We start from the raw sequence: 15,495 nt of genomic DNA on the forward strand, positions 1-15,495 counted from the left end.
ACGAAATTCGGTTTCTTCAGTTATTCGGTTATTTACCGCCGCTACCGGCGACGCTCTCGCCACCACGCGTCAGGTAATACGCGCCAAGGATCGGCAGCATCGTCACCATCATCACCAGCATCGCGACGACGTTGGTCACCGGCACATCCCGTGGTCGGCTCAGTTGGTTGAGCAACCACAATGGCAACGTGCGTTCATGCCCGGCGGTGAACGTGGTGACGATGATTTCGTCGAACGACAGCGCAAACGCCAACATGCCGCCGGCCAGCAACGCCGAGCCAAGGTTCGGCAGGATGATGTAGCGAAAGGTCTGCCAGCCATCGGCGCCGAGATCCATCGAGGCCTCGATCAAACTGTGCGAAGTACGGCGCAGGCGGGCGATAACATTGTTGTAGACGATCACCACACAGAAGGTAGCGTGGCCGACGATGATGGTGAACATCCCCGGCTCGATGCCCAGCGTCTTGAAGGTCGCCAGCAGCGCGATCCCGGTGATGATCCCCGGCAGCGCAATCGGCAGGATCAGCATCAGCGAAATACCCTGCTTGCCGAAGAACTCCCGGCGGTACAACGCTGCCGATGCGAGCGTGCCAAGCACCATCGCAATCAACGTGGCGATGGCTGCGATCTGCAATGAAAGCTTGATCGACTCCAGTACATCCGGCCGCGAAAACGCCACGCTGAACCAGTGCAACGTGAAGCCCTTCGGCGGAAAGCTGAACGCGGCCTCTTCGGTGTTGAAGGCGTAAAGAAAGATGATCAGGATCGGGAAATGCAGAAATACCAACCCGCCCCAGGCTGCGATTCGTAGCCCGATTGAAGCCCTTTCAGAGCGCATCGAAGGCCCCCAGTCGTTTGACAATGGACAGGTAAACCGCGATCAACACAATCGGCACCAGCGTGAACGCCGCCGCCATCGGCATGTTGCCGATTGCACCTTGTTGCGCATACACCATGCTGCCGACAAAGTAGCCCGGCGGGCCGACCAGTTGCGGCACGATAAAGTCGCCCAACGTCAGCGAAAACGTGAAGATCGAACCGGCGGCAATCCCCGGAATCGACAGCGGCAAAATCACCTGCATAAAGGTCTGACGCGGCTTGGCCCCGAGGTCAGCGGAGGCCTGCAACAGCGACGGCGGCAAACGTTCCAGCGACGCTTGAATCGGCAAAATCATGAACGGCAGCCAGATGTAGACAAACACCATGAACCGCCCCAGATGCGAGGTCGACAAGGTGCTGCCACCGACACCGGGAATCCCCAAGATAAACTGCAACACCGGCTCCAATCCCAAGTGCTGCACGAACCACTGCGCCACGCCGCCCTTGGCCAACAGCAACGTCCACGCATACGCCTTGACGATGTAACTCGCCCACATCGGCATCATCACCGCGATGTAGAAAAACGCCTTGGTCTTGCCCGTGGTGTAGCGCGCCATGTAGTAGGCAATCGGGAACGCGACGATGGCGCTGGCGATCGACACGACGATGGCCATGCTCAACGTGCGCAGGATGATGTCGAAGTTCGACGGCTGAAACAGCGCAGCAAAATTAGCCAGAGTAAGGTCCGGCGTGACCGCCATGGTGAAGTCGTCGAAGGTGTAGAAACCCTGCCACAACAGCACCAGCAACGAGCCGAGATAGATCGCGCCGAACCACAGCAATGGCGGCACCAGCAGCATCGATAAGCACAGGTTCGGCTTGCGGTAGAGCAGGTTGGAAAACCTGCGCAACGGCGGCGATGGCGTCATCGCGAGCGTGCTCATGTCACACCCCGCTCGCCACGGTGTCGTGCAGCACAATCATCGCTTCCCGCGCCCAACGCGCGCTCAGGCGCTGGCCGGTCTGGTGTTGTGCGCTGCTGTCGATCCACTGATTGTTGGCGTGGCTGATGCTCAGGGTCTGGCCGTTTTCCAGCTTCAGTTCATAACGGGTGGCGCTGCCCTGATACTGGATGTCGTGGAGCAGACCGCTGACTTCGATTTCGTGACTGGCGAGCGGGCCTTCGGCGAAACGCACGTGTTCCGGACGAATCGAAAACGGCTGCGGATGACCGCTGATTTCACGGGCCAGATCGCCGCGAATCACGTTCGAAGTGCCGACGAATTCAGCGACAAATGTGGTGGTCGGTTTCATGTATAGATTGCGCGGCGTGTCGACCTGTTCGATGCGGCCCTTGTTGAACACGGCGACGCGATCAGACATCGACAGCGCTTCGGTTTGATCGTGAGTGACGAAGATGAAGGTGATGCCGAGCTGGCGTTGCAGTTTCTTCAATTCGCTTTGCATTTGTTCGCGCAATTTCAAATCGAGCGCGCCCAGAGGTTCATCCAGCAACAGCACGCGCGGGCGATTGACCAAGGCGCGGGCGAGGGCGACACGCTGGCGCTGACCACCGGATAATTGCACCGGTTTACGGGCGCCGTAACCGCCGAGGGCGACCATGTCCAAGGCTTCTTCGGCGCGTTTATGGCGCTCGGTTTTGCCGACCCCTTTGACCTTTAAACCATAGGCGACGTTGTCGAGGACGTTCATGTGCGGGAACAGTGCGTAATCCTGAAACACTGTGTTGACGTCTCGCTGGTACGGCGGCAAACCGGCCGCTTCGGCGCCGTGGATGCGGATCGAGCCGGTGCTCGGTTGTTCGAACCCGGCGATCAGGCGCAGGCAGGTGGTTTTGCCCGAGCCGGAAGGGCCGAGCATGGAAAAGAACTCGCCGTCCTCGATATCGATGGAAACCCGGTCAACGGCCTTCACGTCGCCGAACTGCCGGGAAACGTTGGTGAACTGGACTGCAAGCGTCATGGTGCGGTGCTCCGGTAAAACGGGCTTTCAAAAAAGTCGTGTGTGCGTCGAAAAGATCGCAGCCTGCGGCAGCTCCTACAGTAGGTGTGCAGGGCGCTGAAATTGCTTTTAGCTCCCTCTCCCTCCGGGAGAGGGCGGGGGGTGAGGGTGGCTTTATTGGCCGTTACTCTGAGATCAAGAGCAAAGTCAAAAGCTACCCCCTCACCCCAGCCCTCTCCCCCAGGGGGGCGAGGGGGAAAGGGAGCTCGACCGAGTTGCTCCCGGGCTTAACGGCCGCCCATGATCGCGATGTAGTCCTGGGTCCAGCGGCTATACGGCACAAACTTGCCACCCTCAGCCTGCGGGGTTTTCCAGAAGGCGATCTTGTCGAACTGGTCGAAACCGTTGGTCTTGCAGCCTTCAGCGCCGAGCAATTCGCTCCCCTTGCACGCCGCTGGCACCGCCGGCAACGAACCAAACCACGCCGCCACATCACCCTGGACTTTCGGTTTCAGCGACCAGTCCATCCACTTGTACGCGCAGTTCGGGTGCTTGGCCTCGGCGTGCAACATGGTGGTGTCGGCCCAGCCCGTAGCGCCTTCTTTCGGGATGGTCGAAGCAATCGGCTGCTTCTCGTTCATCAAACCGTTGACCTGATACGGCCAGGCGCTCGACGCCACCACGCCTTCGTTTTTGAAGTCGCTCATCTGCACCGTGGTGTCATGCCAGTAGCGGTGGATCAGCGGCTGCTGCGCGCGCAACAGATCGAGCACGGCTTTGTACTGATCTTCGGTGAGTTGGTACGGGTCTTTGATGCCCAATTCAGGCTTGGTCGACTTCAGATACAGCGCCGCATCGGCGATGTAGATCGGCCCGTCATAGGCCTGCACGCGGCCCTTGTTCGGCTTGCCGTCGGGCAGATCCTGAGCGGTGAACACCACGTTCCAGCTGGTCGGTGCGGTCTTGAACACGTTGGTGTTGTACATCAACACATTCGGGCCCCACTGGTACGGGGTGCCGTAAGTCTGCTGGTTGACCACGTACCACGGCGCATCTTTCAGGCGCGGGTCGAGGGTGTTCCAGTTCGGAATCAACGCGGTGTTGATCGGTTGCACACGCTTGCCGACGATCAACCGCAGCGAGGCATCGCCCGACGCGGTGACCAGGTCGTAACCGCCCTTGGCCATCAGGCTGACCATTTCATCCGAGGTTGCAGCGGTCTTCACATTGACCTTGCAGCCGGTTTCTTTTTCGAAACCGGTGACCCAGTCGTAAGCCTTGTCGCTCTCGCCACGTTCGATGTAACCCGGCCACGCAACGATATCCAGCTGACCTTCGCCAGCACCGACAGCCTTCAGTGGCTCTGCGGCTTGCAGGCTGGCGCTGGCCAGCAGGGCCGTGGTGATTGCACTGAGCAGTGCGGTCTTGTGCACGAACATGGTTGAACCCTCTTCTTTAAATTATGGTCGGGGCAGTTGTGAACGCGGTGAAGCATGCCGTTAACGGCTTGTTATTAGCGTAGTCAGAGATGCTGGCCGTGGCGGGCCATGATGTGCCGCACCACGCTGTAGTCCTGCAGCGAATCACTGGATAAGTCTTTGCCGTAACCGGAGCGCTTCAGCCCGCCGTGGAGCATTTCGCTGACCAGCATGAAATGGCTGTTGATCCAGGTGCAGCCGTACTGCAGGCGCGCGGCGACCTGCATGGCCTTGTCCAGATTCTGTGTCCACACCGACGAGGCGAGGCCGTATTCGGAGTCGTTGGCCCAGTCGACGGCCTGCGCGAGTTCGTCGAAACGGGTCACGGTGACCACCGGGCCGAACACTTCGCGCTGGACGATTTCGTCGCTTTGTTTGCAACCGGCGAGCAAGGTCGGTTGATAGTAGAAACCGGCGCCGGAATGCACCGCCGCACCGGTCACCCGCTCAATGTGCGGCTGACCGAGTGCGCGTTCGACGAAACTGGCGACGCGGTCACGTTGACGGGTGCTGATCAGCGGGCCGATCTCGTTGTCGGCGTCGCGTTTGCCGGCGAAGCGCAGGCTGCTGACGGCGGCGCCAAGCTCTGCGACCAATTTGTCGTGGATCCCGGCCTGCGCGTAGATCCGGCACGCGGCGGTGCAATCCTGGCCGGCGTTGTAATAGCCGTAGGTGCGCACGCCTTCGACGACGGCTTGAATGTCGGCGTCGTTGCAGACGATCACCGGGGCTTTGCCGCCGAGTTCGAGGTGCGTGCGTTTCAGGGTTTTCGCGGCGGCTTGAAGAATCTTCTGGCCGGTGACGATATCGCCGGTCAGCGAGACCATGCGCACCTTCGCGTGGCCGACCAAATGGCTTCCGACACCTTCGCCACCACCGCAGATGATGTTGATCACCCCGCGCGGAAGGATTTCGGCCAGCGCTGGCGCCAGTGCGAGGATCGACAGTGGTGTGTGTTCGGACGGTTTGAACACCAGCGTGTTGCCGGCGGCGAGGGCCGGGGCGATTTTCCATGCGGCCATCATGATCGGGTAGTTCCACGGCGCAATCGAAGCGACCACGCCAATCGGATCGCGCCGGACCATGCTGGTGTAGCCCGGCAGGTATTCACCGCTGAGCTGACCGGTCTGGCAGCGTACGGCGCCGGCGAAGAAGCGGAATACGTCGACGGTCGCCGTCAGATCGTCCTGACGTGCCAGGTGCAAAGGCTTGCCGCAGTTCAGCGATTCGAGGCGGGCGAGGTGATCAGCTTGTTTTTCGATGGCGTTGGCGATGTCCAGCAGCAGGCTGGAACGTTGTTGCGGCGTGGTCCGTGACCACTCGGCGAAGGCGCGGTGGGCGGCGAGGATTGCGGCTTCGACTTGCTCGGTGCTGGCCTCGGCGATGTGCGTGAGGATTTCGCCGGTGGCCGGGTTGAGAATCGGCTCGACAAAACCTTCCCCGGCGACCAATTCGCCATCGATCAACAACGCGGTACACATCGGGGTTTGCGCGCCAGCCATTTTCCGCGATCTCTTTTCTTGTGTGGCCATTGTTGCTCCCTGATATCGGGAGCCGACCGTCTTATAGATGCAGCAAGACTAGTGCGCGGCTCCGAGGTCGACAAATTCTAAATACTGAAGGCAGCGTTCGATTAAATAGATGGCTTGCGTCCGCCGTGGGGTTGCTCGCGGGCGACGGTGAGAAATGGATCGACCAGCGCCGGACGCGCGGTGCCACGGCGCCAGGCCAGACCGACGTCGAGGGTCTGGTTGAGGTCGGCGATCGGCCGCGCTTCGATGATGTCGCCCTCCAGTGACCACGGGCGATAAGTCATGTCCGGCTGAATCGACACGCCCAATCCGGCGGCGACAAGGCTTCGCACGGCCTCGGTGGACGCGGTTCTCAGAGTGATTTTCGGTTGCAGCCCGGAACCGCGCCAGAAACGCTGGGCGTTGCGATCCATTTCATCGACGTTGAGTTGAATCAACGGCTCGCGGGCGACATCGGCGAGGTTGATGCTGTCGTGTTCCAGCAGTGGATGCTGGGCCGGGAGCCACAAACGGTGCGGTGAGTGGGTCAGTACTTCAGTCTGCAAAGCGTGGCGATCTTCGAGGTTGGAGAGGATCAACACGCCGACATCGATCTCGCCGCTGACCAGCAAATGTTCGATGTAAGGGCGCTCGTCTTCCATCACGCGGATTTCGACGTTGGGGTAGGCACGTTGAAACCGGGTAAGCAAATCTGCCAGGTAATAACCGGCGACCAGACTGGTCACGCCGACGATCAACTGCCCGGCAACCTGATCGGTGCTCTGTTGCAGGCTGCGCTTGGCGTTATCCACGGTCGCCAGAATCAGGTGCGCTTGGCGTAGGAATTGATGGCCCTGATGCGTAAGGGTCATGCCCTTGGCATGGCGGCTGAACAGGCTGACGCCGATTTCCTCTTCCAGTTGCTGGATCGCCAGGGTCAGAGTCGATTGGGAAATGAATGCAGTTTGCGCGGCGGCGGAGATCGAGCCGGTCTCGGCCACGGCGATGAAGTGACGGATCTGACGCAGGGTCATCATGAGAAGAGCTACCCAGTGGGCGGTTTTTATAGATTGGCCTGAGTGTATATCTATTTTCACGAAGGGCTGCGGCAGGGCAAGCAACATCTGGAAGCACACTCGCAGGTCGGGCTGGGGCACTTTCGAACTAGGCTGGAGGCCTTATAGATCCGGATAACCCCTGTTTTGGAGGCGGAACATGAACACCCGTGGATTGCTCGATCAACTACTCAAATCCGGCCAGGATCTGTTGCAGAACAAGACTGGCGGAACGCAGAACAAATCGGCTGGCGGTGGCTTGGGCGGTTTGCTTGGCGGCGCTGCTGGCTCCGGTGGCCTCGGCAGTTTGCTGTCAGGTGCAGGTGGCGGTGCATTGGCGGCTGGCGCGATGGGCCTGCTGCTCGGTAACAAGAAGGTGCGCAAGGTCGGCGGTAAAGTTGCGATCTACGGCGGGCTCGCAGCGCTTGGCGTACTCGCCTACAAAGCCTACGGCAACTACAACGCCCAGAAAGGCACCGCACCGCAAACCGAACCGCAAACCCTCGACCGCTTGCCACCGGCACAAGCCGAGCAACACAGCCAGGCCATTCTCAAAGCGCTGGTCGCTGCTGCCAAAGCCGACGGCCACATCGATGACCGCGAACGCGAACTGATCGAAGGCGAATTCACCAAGCTCGACAACGATCAGGAGCTACAGCACTGGCTGCACGCCGAACTCAACAAACCCCTCGACCCCACCGACGTCGCCCGCGCCGCGAGCACACCGGAGATGGCGGCAGAGATGTACATCGCCAGCGTGATGCTGGTGGATGAGGAGAACTTCATGGAGAAGAGCTATCTGGATGAACTGGCGCGGCAGTTGAAGCTGGAGCCGGGGTTGAAGGTGGAGTTGGAGAAGCAGGTGCGGCTGGCCTCTGTGTAGAGACGGCGTGCTTCAACAATCGCAAATCCTCTGTGGGAGCGAGGCTGCTCGCGAAAGCGCCGGGTCAGACGACATCGATGTTGACTGTTCCGGCCTCTTCGCGAGCAGGCTCGCTCCCACAGGTTATTCCGGCGTGCAGGGAGCCTGCTCGCGATGATGTTTCAGCCCTACTGCACAATTCATGGCCGATCTATCGCCCCTTTTTGCCATTATTCCACTGGTACGCCCACCCCAAATTATCGGACAGTCCCACCCCAGAGCCTTGCCGCCAACCACGTCGGACAGGCCCGAGGGTTAAAAAGCGTCTTATAAATGAAACAGCGCCCTCGGCTATACTCCCCACATTTCGACCTAGGCACGAGGACTCACTGTGAAGAACTGGACGTTGCGCCAACGCATTTTGGCGAGCTTTGCGGTGATTATCGCCATCATGCTGTTGATGGTTGTCGTCTCATATTCGCGACTGTTGAAAATTGAAGCCAGTGAAAACAGCGTGCGCGACGATGCGATTCCCGGCGTCTATTACAGCTCGATGATTCGCGGCGCGTGGGTCGACAGCTATCTGCAGACACAGGAACTGCTCGGGCTCAAGGAAGGCTTGGGGATTTCCAGCGAGGACGCGGCCGACTACAAGGCGTTCGAGGCGCGTTTGCAGGAGCAGATGGCCAACTATCGCAAGACCATGGCCACCGACGAGGACCGGACCGAGTTCGCCGCGTTCGAGAAGTACCACGATGCCTACATCCAGATTCAGGATGCCGTGCTGGATCTGCATAAACGCAATCTGGAAGCGGATGCGGTGAAGATGTTCCACGACAAGCTCACGCCCGCCTGGTATTCCGGGCGCATGAAGCTCAACGACATCATCGGCGAAAACAAGAAAGTCGCCGATCAGGCCATGGCCAATATTGACGACGCGGTAGCAGCGGCCAAAGTCAGCATGTTCATCTCCCTGCTGGTTGCTGTGCTGGCCGCCGGTCTTTGCGGTCTGTTGTTGATGCGCGCGATCATGGCGCCGATGAATCGCATCGTGGAAATCCTTGAAACCATGCGCACTGGTGACCTCAGTTCGCGTCTGAATCTTGAGCGCAAGGACGAGTTCGGTGCGGTGGAAACCGGCTTCAACGACATGATGACCGAGCTGACCGCGCTGGTGTCGCAAGCCCAGCGCTCGTCGGTGCAGGTGACCACCTCGGTGACGGAGATCGCCGCCACCTCCAAGCAACAGCAAGCCACCGCCACCGAAACCGCTGCGACGACCACCGAGATTGGCGCTACGTCCCGTGAGATTGCGGCCACGTCGCGCGACCTGGTACGCACCATGACCGAAGTGTCCACGGCCGCCGATCAGGCTTCGGTACTCGCCGGCTCCGGTCAGCAAGGCCTCGCGCGCATGGAAGACACCATGCATTCGGTGATGGGCGCGGCCGATCTGGTCAACGCCAAACTGGCGATCCTCAACGAGAAGGCCGGCAACATCAACCAAGTGGTGGTGACCATCGTCAAGGTTGCCGACCAGACCAACCTGTTGTCGCTCAACGCGGCGATTGAAGCCGAGAAGGCCGGTGAATACGGACGCGGTTTTGCGGTGGTTGCCACTGAAGTGCGACGTCTGGCGGATCAGACCGCTGTCGCCACTTACGACATCGAGCAAATGGTCCGCGAAATTCAGTCGGCGGTGTCTGCCGGGGTGATGGGCATGGACAAGTTCTCCGAAGAAGTGCGTCGCGGCATGTCCGAAGTGCAGCAGGTGGGCGAGCAACTGTCGCAGATCATCCATCAAGTGCAGGCGCTGGCGCCGCGGGTGTTGATGGTCAACGAGGGCATGCAGGCGCAGGCCACCGGGGCCGAGCAGATCAACCACGCGCTGGTGCAGTTGGGTGACGCCAGCAGCCAGACCGTCGAGTCGCTGCGTCAGGCCAGTTTCGCCATCGACGAACTGAGCCAGGTGGCCGTCGGGCTGCGCAGCGGCGTTTCGCGATTCAAAGTCTGATGAGCGACATCATCGCCAAACGCAGCGCCGCGCAGGTGGCGAAGCCGGCGTTGTTCCTGCTGTTTCGCATCGGCAGCGAGCGTTACGCCCTGCGCGCCACCGAAGTCGCCGAAGTGTTGCCGCGCCTGCCGTTGAAACCGATTGCCCGCGCACCGCAGTGGGTGGCTGGTGTATTCGCCTATCGCGGCGCGGTGGTGCCGGTGATTGACTTGAGTGCGTTGACCTTCGGCCATCCCGCCGAGGCGCGCACCAGCACGCGGCTGGTGCTGGTCAACTATCAGCCCGATGCATCGCAATCCGCGCAATGGCTCGGGCTGATTCTGGAACAGGCCACCGACACCCTGCGTTGCCATCCTCAGGAATTCCAGCCTTACGGCCTCGACAACCGCGCGGCGCCGTACCTCGGCCCGGTGCGTGAAGATGCCCAGGGCTTGGTGCAATGGGTGCGGGTCAATGACTTGCTCGATGACGCCGTGCGTACTTTGCTGTTCCCCGATCCGCCGCTGAATCCGGCGCAGCTTGAGGCGCAGGCATGAGCAGCGACCAGCGCTTTTTCGACTTCCTCAAGGAACGCATCGGCCTCGATGTTACATCGGTGGGCCCGGCGATCATCGAGCGCGCTGTGCGCCAGCGCACGACACTCTCGCAAGCGGCGCATGCCGATGAGTATTGGCACTTGCTGCAAGGCTCGCGGGACGAGCAACAGGCGCTGATCGAAGCGGTGATTGTCCCGGAAACGTGGTTTTTCCGTTACCCGGAATCCTTCGCCACGCTCGGCAAGCTGGCGCGCAATCGCCTCGCCGAGCTGAATAACATGCGCGCGCTGCGCATCCTCAGCCTGCCGTGTTCCACCGGCGAAGAACCCTATTCGATTGCCATGGCCTTGCTCGATGCCGGGCTCAAGCCGCATCAGTTCAAGGTCGACGGCATGGACGTCAGCCCGCTGTCGGTGGAGAAAGCGCGGCGTGCGTTGTATGGCAAGAATTCGTTTCGCGGTCAGGATCTGGACTTTCGCGACCGGCATTTCACGTCTGAGCAAGAAGGCCATCGAGTCAATGACGATGTGCGTGAGCAGGTGCGTTTGCAGGTCGGCAATGTGCTCGATCCGACGCTGCTGGCCAGCGAGCCGGCGTTCGATTTCGTGTTCTGCCGCAACCTGCTGATCTATTTCGATCAGCCAACGCAAAAACTGGTGTTCGAGGTGCTCAAACGCCTGACTCATTTCGACGGCGTGCTGTTTATCGGCCCGGCCGAGGGCAGTCTGCTCGGACGTTTGGGCATGCGTTCAATCGGTATCCCGCAGTCGTTTGCGTTCAGTCGCCACAGTGATCCGCACCCCGAGCCGTTGCCAACGCCTAAACCCGTCACGTTGCCTGTCAGCCTGCCGCCACGCAGCACACCGCCAGCGGTGGTGCGCCAGCGACCGTTTGCCTCCGTGACGCCACTGTCGATTGCCAGCAAAGGCGCGAACCCGGATGCGGCAACCCTGCTGGCCAATATCGCCGCACTGGCCAACGAAGGCAAAAGCGCCGAAGCCCGGGCCACCTGTGAACAGTATTTGCGCAGCCACGAACCGGTGGCTCAGGTGTTTTACTGGCTCGGCTTGCTCAGCGATGTCGCCGGTCTGACTCTCGAAGCCCAAGGGTTCTATCGCAAGGCGTTGTACCTCGAACCGCAACATCCCGAAGCCTTGATGCACCTGGCCGCGTTGTTGCAGGCCCAGGGCGACACGGCGGGTGCCAGACGATTACAGGAGCGCGCCGCCCGCAGCGGCCGCACCGCCGACAGTGAGCGTAAACGATGATCCCGTCCGACACCTTGAACGTCACCCACGAAGACGCCCGGGCCATCGATGATTGCTGGAACCGTATCGGCATCCATGGCGACAAGTCCTGTCCGCTGCTGGACGAGCACATCCATTGCCGCAATTGCTCGGTGTATTCCGCCGCTGCCACACGCCTGCTCGACCGTTATGCGTTACAGCAGGACGAGCGCGATCCGGTGGCCAGCGCCGTTGAAACCGACGTTAAAACCCGTTCTCTGCTGATGTTCCGACTCGGCGAAGAATGGCTCGGGCTGGCGACGCGCAGTCTCGTTGAGGTCGCACCGCTGCAGGCGATTCATTCGTTGCCGCACCAGCGCTCGCGCGCCTTGCTCGGCGTGGCCAATGTGCGCGGCGCGCTGGTGGCGTGCCTGTCGCTGGTCGAACTGCTCGATCTGGATGGCAACGCCGCGCCGGCCACGGGGGCGCGAATCATGCCACGCATGCTGATCATCGCTGCGCATGGCGGGCCGGTGGTGGTGCCGGTGGATGAAGTTGACGGCATTCACGCCATCGACGAACGCATTCTCGATGCCGCCTCGCAGTCCGGCGCGCAAGCCAGTGCCAAATACACCCGTGGCGTTCTGCAATATCGCGGTCGAAGTCTGCGCTGGCTGGATGAAGAACAGCTGCTGTCCGCCGTGACCCGGAGCCTCACATGACCCCCGAGCAAATGCGCGACGCCTCCTTGCTGGAGCTGTTCAGCCTCGAAGCCGAAGCGCAGACCCAGGTCCTCAGCGCCGGGCTGCTGGCGCTGGAGCGTAATCCGACCCAGGCCGATCAACTGGAATCGTGCATGCGCGCGGCGCACTCGCTCAAGGGTGCGGCGCGGATAGTCGGTATCGACAGCGGCGTCAGCGTCGCTCATGTCATGGAAGATTGTCTGGTCTGTGCGCAGGAAGGGCGGTTGTTGCTGCGGCCCGAGCACATTGATGCGTTGTTGCAGGGCACCGATTTGCTGATGCGCATCGCCACGCCAGCCAATGCGCCGCAAGCGAGCGATATTGAAGCTTACGTGGCGTTGATGGCGGGTTTGCTCGATCCGTCGGCACCGCCGGCAACGCTGATTGCACCGCCGATGGCCGAGTTGCAACTTGAAGCGCCGCCGGTCTTTGAACCCGCGCCAGCTCCGGTCATGGACGCGCCGGTCGAGCCCTCCGAGCCGACGCCACGCAAAAGCAAACGCTCCACCGAAGGTGGCGAGCGTGTCTTGCGTGTCACCGCCGAGCGCCTGAACAGCCTGCTCGATCTGTCGAGCAAATCGCTGGTGGAAACCCAGCGGCTCAAGCCGCATCTGGCGACCATGCAACGCCTCAAACGTATGCAGAACAACGGTCTGCGGGCGCTGGAAAATCTCAACGTCCACCTCAAGGAGCACGCGCTGAGCCTTGAAGCGCTGGAAGCCCTGGAAGACGCGCGCCGTTTGCTCGCCGAATCCCAGCAGCTACTGAGCGAGAAAAACGCCGAGCTGGACGAATTCGCCTGGCAGGCCAGTCAGCGTGCGCAAGTGCTCTACGACACGGCGCTGGCCTGTCGCATGCGGCCATTCGCCGATGTCCTCACCGGTCAGGTGCGCATGGTCCGTGATCTGGGCCGCAGTCTCGGCAAACAGGTACGCCTGGAGATCGAGGGCGAAAAAACCCAGGTCGATCGCGATGTGCTGGAAAAGCTCGAAGCGCCGCTGACCCATTTGCTGCGCAATGCCGTCGATCACGGCATCGAAACCCCGGAGCAGCGTCTGCTCAAAGGCAAATCCGAAGAGGGTCTGATCCGCCTGCGTGCCTCGCATCAGGCCGGACTGCTGGTGCTGGAATTGAGCGATGACGGCAACGGCGTCGACCTGGAAAAGGTCCGCCGCAGCATCGTCGAACGGCAATTATCCCCAGCTGAGACCGCCGCGCAGTTGAGCGAAGAGGAACTGCTGACCTTCCTCTTTCTGCCCGGTTTCAGCCTGCGCGACACGGTCACTGAAGTGTCCGGGCGCGGCGTTGGCCTCGATGCTGTTCAACACATGGTTCGCCAGTTGCGCGGTGCGGTGGTGTTGGAGCAGACGGCGGGCGAGGGCAGTCGCTTCCATCTGGAAGTGCCGCTGACCTTGTCGGTGGTGCGCAGTCTGGTGGTGGAAGTCGGCGAAGAGGCCTACGCCTTCCCGCTGGCGCACATCGAACGCATGTGCGATCTGGCCCCGGAAGACATCGTGCAGGTCGAAGGCCGTCAGCATTTCTGGCACGAAGGCCAGCATGTCGGCCTGGTTGCGGCCAGTCAGTTGCTCAACCGCCCGGCCAGTCAGAACAGCGGCGAAACCCTTAAAGTCGTGGTGATTCGCGAGCGCGACGCGATTTATGGTGTTGCCGTCGAACGCTTCATTGGCGAGCGTACCTTGGTGGTCTTGCCACTCGACGAGCGTCTGGGCAAAGTGCAGGACATCTCCGCCGGGGCGTTGCTCGACGACGGTTCGGTGGTATTGATCGTCGATGTCGAAGACATGCTGCGCTCGGTGGACAAACTGCTCAATACTGGACGTCTGGAGCGCATCGCCCGCCACGGCAACCAAGCGGTGGAAGCGTCGCGCAAACGGGTGCTGGTGGTCGACGACTCGCTGACCGTGCGCGAGTTGCAACGCAAGCTGTTGCTCAATCGCGGCTACGACGTCGCGGTGGCGGTGGATGGTATGGACGGGTGGAACGCGCTGCGTTCGGAGGACTTCGATTTGCTGATCACCGACATCGACATGCCGCGCATGGACGGCATCGAGCTGGTCACGCTGCTGCGTCGCGACAACCGTCTGCAGTCGCTGCCGGTAATGGTCGTGTCGTACAAGGATCGCGAAGAGGATCGGCGCCGTGGCCTCGATGCCGGCGCCGACTATTATTTAGCCAAAGCCAGTTTTCATGACGACGCCCTGCTCGACGCAGTGGTCGAGCTCATCGGAGGAGCGCGGGCATGAAGATCGCAATCGTCAACGATATGCCCATGGCGGTGGAGGCATTGCGCCGTGCGCTGGCTTTCGAGCCGGCACATCAGGTGGTCTGGGTCGCCCGCAACGGCGCCGAGGCGGTGCAGCTGTGCGCCGAAAACACCCCGGACCTGATTCTGATGGACCTGATCATGCCGGTGATGGATGGCGTCGAAGCGACTCGGCGGATCATGGCTGAAACCCCATGTGCCATCGTCATCGTCACCGTTGATCGTCAGCAAAACGTGCACCGGGTCTTCGAGGCCATGGGCCACGGCGCGCTGGACGTGGTCGATACCCCGGCTCTCGGTGTCGGTGATGCTCGGGAAGCGGCAGCGCCGTTGTTGCGCAAAATCCTGAACATCGGCTGGCTGATCGGCGAGAAACCGCAACGCTCACGCCCGGTACCGACTGCCCAGCGCAGCTCCGCTTCGTGCCAGCGATTGGTGGCGATCGGCTCATCGGCAGGTGGGCCGGCGGCTCTGGAGGTGTTGCTCAAGGGCTTGCCGAAGGATTTCTCGGCGGCGATTGTGCTGGTGCAGCACGTCGATCAGGTATTCGCCGCCGGCATGGCAGAGTGGCTGGCCAGCGCCAGCGGCCTCGATGTACGGCTCGCCCGCGAAGGCGAACCGCCACAGGCCGGCGCCGTGCTGCTGGCCGGCACCAATCACCATATTCGCTTATTGAAAAACGGCACGCTGGCCTACACCGCCGAGCCGGTCAACGAGATCTACCGGCCTTCGATCGACGTGTTTTTCGAAAGCGTCGCCAGCTTTTGGAACGGTGATGCGGTCGGGGTTCTATTGACCGGGATGGGACGCGACGGGGCGCAAGGGCTTAAGCTCATGCGCCAACAGGGTTATCTGACCATCGCGCAGGATCAGCAAAGCAGTGCGGTGTACGGCATGCCCAAAGCCGCTGCGGCCATTGATGCCGCCGTAGAAATACGTCCGCTGGAAAGAATAGCGCCACGATTGCAGGAGATTTTTCCCAGATGATCAGGTCAATCCGCAATC

The 15,495-nt window shown here is 61.2% G+C and carries 13 protein-coding genes; 7 read left to right on the forward strand and 6 right to left on the reverse strand.

Translation table 11 applies throughout. From position 1 onward, the window contains the following. Positions 1–28: 28 nt before the first annotated feature. From U6037_RS05240 to U6037_RS05265, 6 genes are all read right to left on the reverse strand, one after another. Complete coding sequence (locus tag U6037_RS05240) at positions 29–838, reverse strand: ABC transporter permease (RefSeq protein ID WP_322846034.1); 810 nt, start codon at positions 836–838, stop codon at positions 29–31. Continuing rightward, positions 828–1,763 (reverse strand): ABC transporter permease, encoded by a 936-nt coding sequence (locus U6037_RS05245; RefSeq protein ID WP_322846035.1) that lies wholly within the window; start codon positions 1,761–1,763, stop codon positions 828–830. The genes U6037_RS05240 and U6037_RS05245 overlap by 11 nt, the downstream gene beginning before the upstream one ends. Position 1,764: 1 nt before the next feature. After that, entirely contained in the window at positions 1,765–2,802 is a 1,038-nt protein-coding gene (locus tag U6037_RS05250) for an ABC transporter ATP-binding protein (RefSeq protein WP_322846036.1), read from the reverse strand. 266 nt (positions 2,803–3,068) lie between these two features. Beyond that, positions 3,069–4,220, reverse strand: coding sequence for a putative ABC transporter substrate-binding protein YdcS (gene ydcS / locus U6037_RS05255; protein ID WP_322846037.1), 1,152 nt, complete (start codon positions 4,218–4,220; stop codon positions 3,069–3,071). Positions 4,221–4,303: 83 nt separating this feature from the next. Then, positions 4,304–5,761: a gamma-aminobutyraldehyde dehydrogenase gene (locus U6037_RS05260; protein ID WP_322847283.1), complete on the reverse strand. Its 1,458-nt coding sequence runs from the start codon at positions 5,759–5,761 to the stop codon at positions 4,304–4,306. Between the two features lie 131 nt (positions 5,762–5,892). Beyond that, a complete protein-coding gene (locus tag U6037_RS05265; protein ID WP_007949637.1) occupies positions 5,893–6,807 on the reverse strand; it encodes a LysR family transcriptional regulator in 915 nt (304 codons plus the stop codon). A 178-nt stretch (positions 6,808–6,985) separates the two neighbouring features. Between U6037_RS05265 and U6037_RS05270 the strand changes: the two genes are divergently transcribed. The 7 genes from U6037_RS05270 (at position 6,986) to U6037_RS05300 (ending at position 15,477) form a co-directional block, all read left to right on the forward strand. Then, positions 6,986–7,708, forward strand: a complete 723-nt coding sequence (locus U6037_RS05270; RefSeq protein WP_322846038.1) for a tellurite resistance TerB family protein — start codon at positions 6,986–6,988, stop codon at positions 7,706–7,708. A 370-nt stretch (positions 7,709–8,078) separates the two neighbouring features. Continuing rightward, positions 8,079–9,701: a methyl-accepting chemotaxis protein gene (locus tag U6037_RS05275; RefSeq protein WP_322846039.1), complete on the forward strand. Its 1,623-nt coding sequence runs from the start codon at positions 8,079–8,081 to the stop codon at positions 9,699–9,701. Further along, a complete protein-coding gene (locus U6037_RS05280) occupies positions 9,701–10,237 on the forward strand; it encodes a chemotaxis protein CheW (RefSeq protein ID WP_322846040.1) in 537 nt (178 codons plus the stop codon). Before U6037_RS05275 ends, U6037_RS05280 begins: the two co-directional genes overlap by 1 nt. After that, positions 10,234–11,505 carry a CheR family methyltransferase gene (locus U6037_RS05285; protein ID WP_322846041.1) on the forward strand — a complete coding sequence of 424 codons (1,272 nt, stop codon included), beginning with the start codon at positions 10,234–10,236 and terminating at the stop codon, positions 11,503–11,505. Before U6037_RS05280 ends, U6037_RS05285 begins: the two co-directional genes overlap by 4 nt. Further along, a complete protein-coding gene (locus U6037_RS05290; protein ID WP_322846042.1) occupies positions 11,502–12,185 on the forward strand; it encodes a chemotaxis protein CheW in 684 nt (227 codons plus the stop codon). Before U6037_RS05285 ends, U6037_RS05290 begins: the two co-directional genes overlap by 4 nt. Next, positions 12,182–14,470, forward strand: a complete 2,289-nt coding sequence (locus U6037_RS05295; RefSeq protein ID WP_322846043.1) for a hybrid sensor histidine kinase/response regulator — start codon at positions 12,182–12,184, stop codon at positions 14,468–14,470. Before U6037_RS05290 ends, U6037_RS05295 begins: the two co-directional genes overlap by 4 nt. Continuing rightward, entirely contained in the window at positions 14,467–15,477 is a 1,011-nt protein-coding gene (locus tag U6037_RS05300) for a chemotaxis response regulator protein-glutamate methylesterase (RefSeq protein ID WP_016983556.1), read from the forward strand. The genes U6037_RS05295 and U6037_RS05300 overlap by 4 nt, the downstream gene beginning before the upstream one ends. Positions 15,478–15,495 lie beyond the last annotated feature (18 nt).

Source organism: Pseudomonas sp. B33.4, assembly GCF_034555375.1.
GTDB lineage: Bacteria > Pseudomonadota > Gammaproteobacteria > Pseudomonadales > Pseudomonadaceae > Aquipseudomonas.

Coding starts and splice junctions, on each gene's coding strand:
- U6037_RS05260 (WP_322847283.1), bottom strand. CDS start 5,761: ATGGCTGGCGCGCAAACCCCGATGTGTACCGCGTTGTTGATCGATGGC.
- U6037_RS05290 (WP_322846042.1), top strand. CDS start 11,502: ATGATCCCGTCCGACACCTTGAACGTCACCCACGAAGACGCCCGGGCC.
- ydcS (WP_322846037.1), bottom strand. CDS start 4,220: ATGTTCGTGCACAAGACCGCACTGCTCAGTGCAATCACCACGGCCCTG.
- U6037_RS05240 (WP_322846034.1), bottom strand. CDS start 838: ATGCGCTCTGAAAGGGCTTCAATCGGGCTACGAATCGCAGCCTGGGGC.
- U6037_RS05265 (WP_007949637.1), bottom strand. CDS start 6,807: ATGATGACCCTGCGTCAGATCCGTCACTTCATCGCCGTGGCCGAGACC.
- U6037_RS05285 (WP_322846041.1), top strand. CDS start 10,234: ATGAGCAGCGACCAGCGCTTTTTCGACTTCCTCAAGGAACGCATCGGC.
- U6037_RS05300 (WP_016983556.1), top strand. CDS start 14,467: ATGAAGATCGCAATCGTCAACGATATGCCCATGGCGGTGGAGGCATTG.
- U6037_RS05295 (WP_322846043.1), top strand. CDS start 12,182: ATGACCCCCGAGCAAATGCGCGACGCCTCCTTGCTGGAGCTGTTCAGC.
- U6037_RS05270 (WP_322846038.1), top strand. CDS start 6,986: ATGAACACCCGTGGATTGCTCGATCAACTACTCAAATCCGGCCAGGAT.
- U6037_RS05250 (WP_322846036.1), bottom strand. CDS start 2,802: ATGACGCTTGCAGTCCAGTTCACCAACGTTTCCCGGCAGTTCGGCGAC.
- U6037_RS05245 (WP_322846035.1), bottom strand. CDS start 1,763: ATGAGCACGCTCGCGATGACGCCATCGCCGCCGTTGCGCAGGTTTTCC.
- U6037_RS05280 (WP_322846040.1), top strand. CDS start 9,701: ATGAGCGACATCATCGCCAAACGCAGCGCCGCGCAGGTGGCGAAGCCG.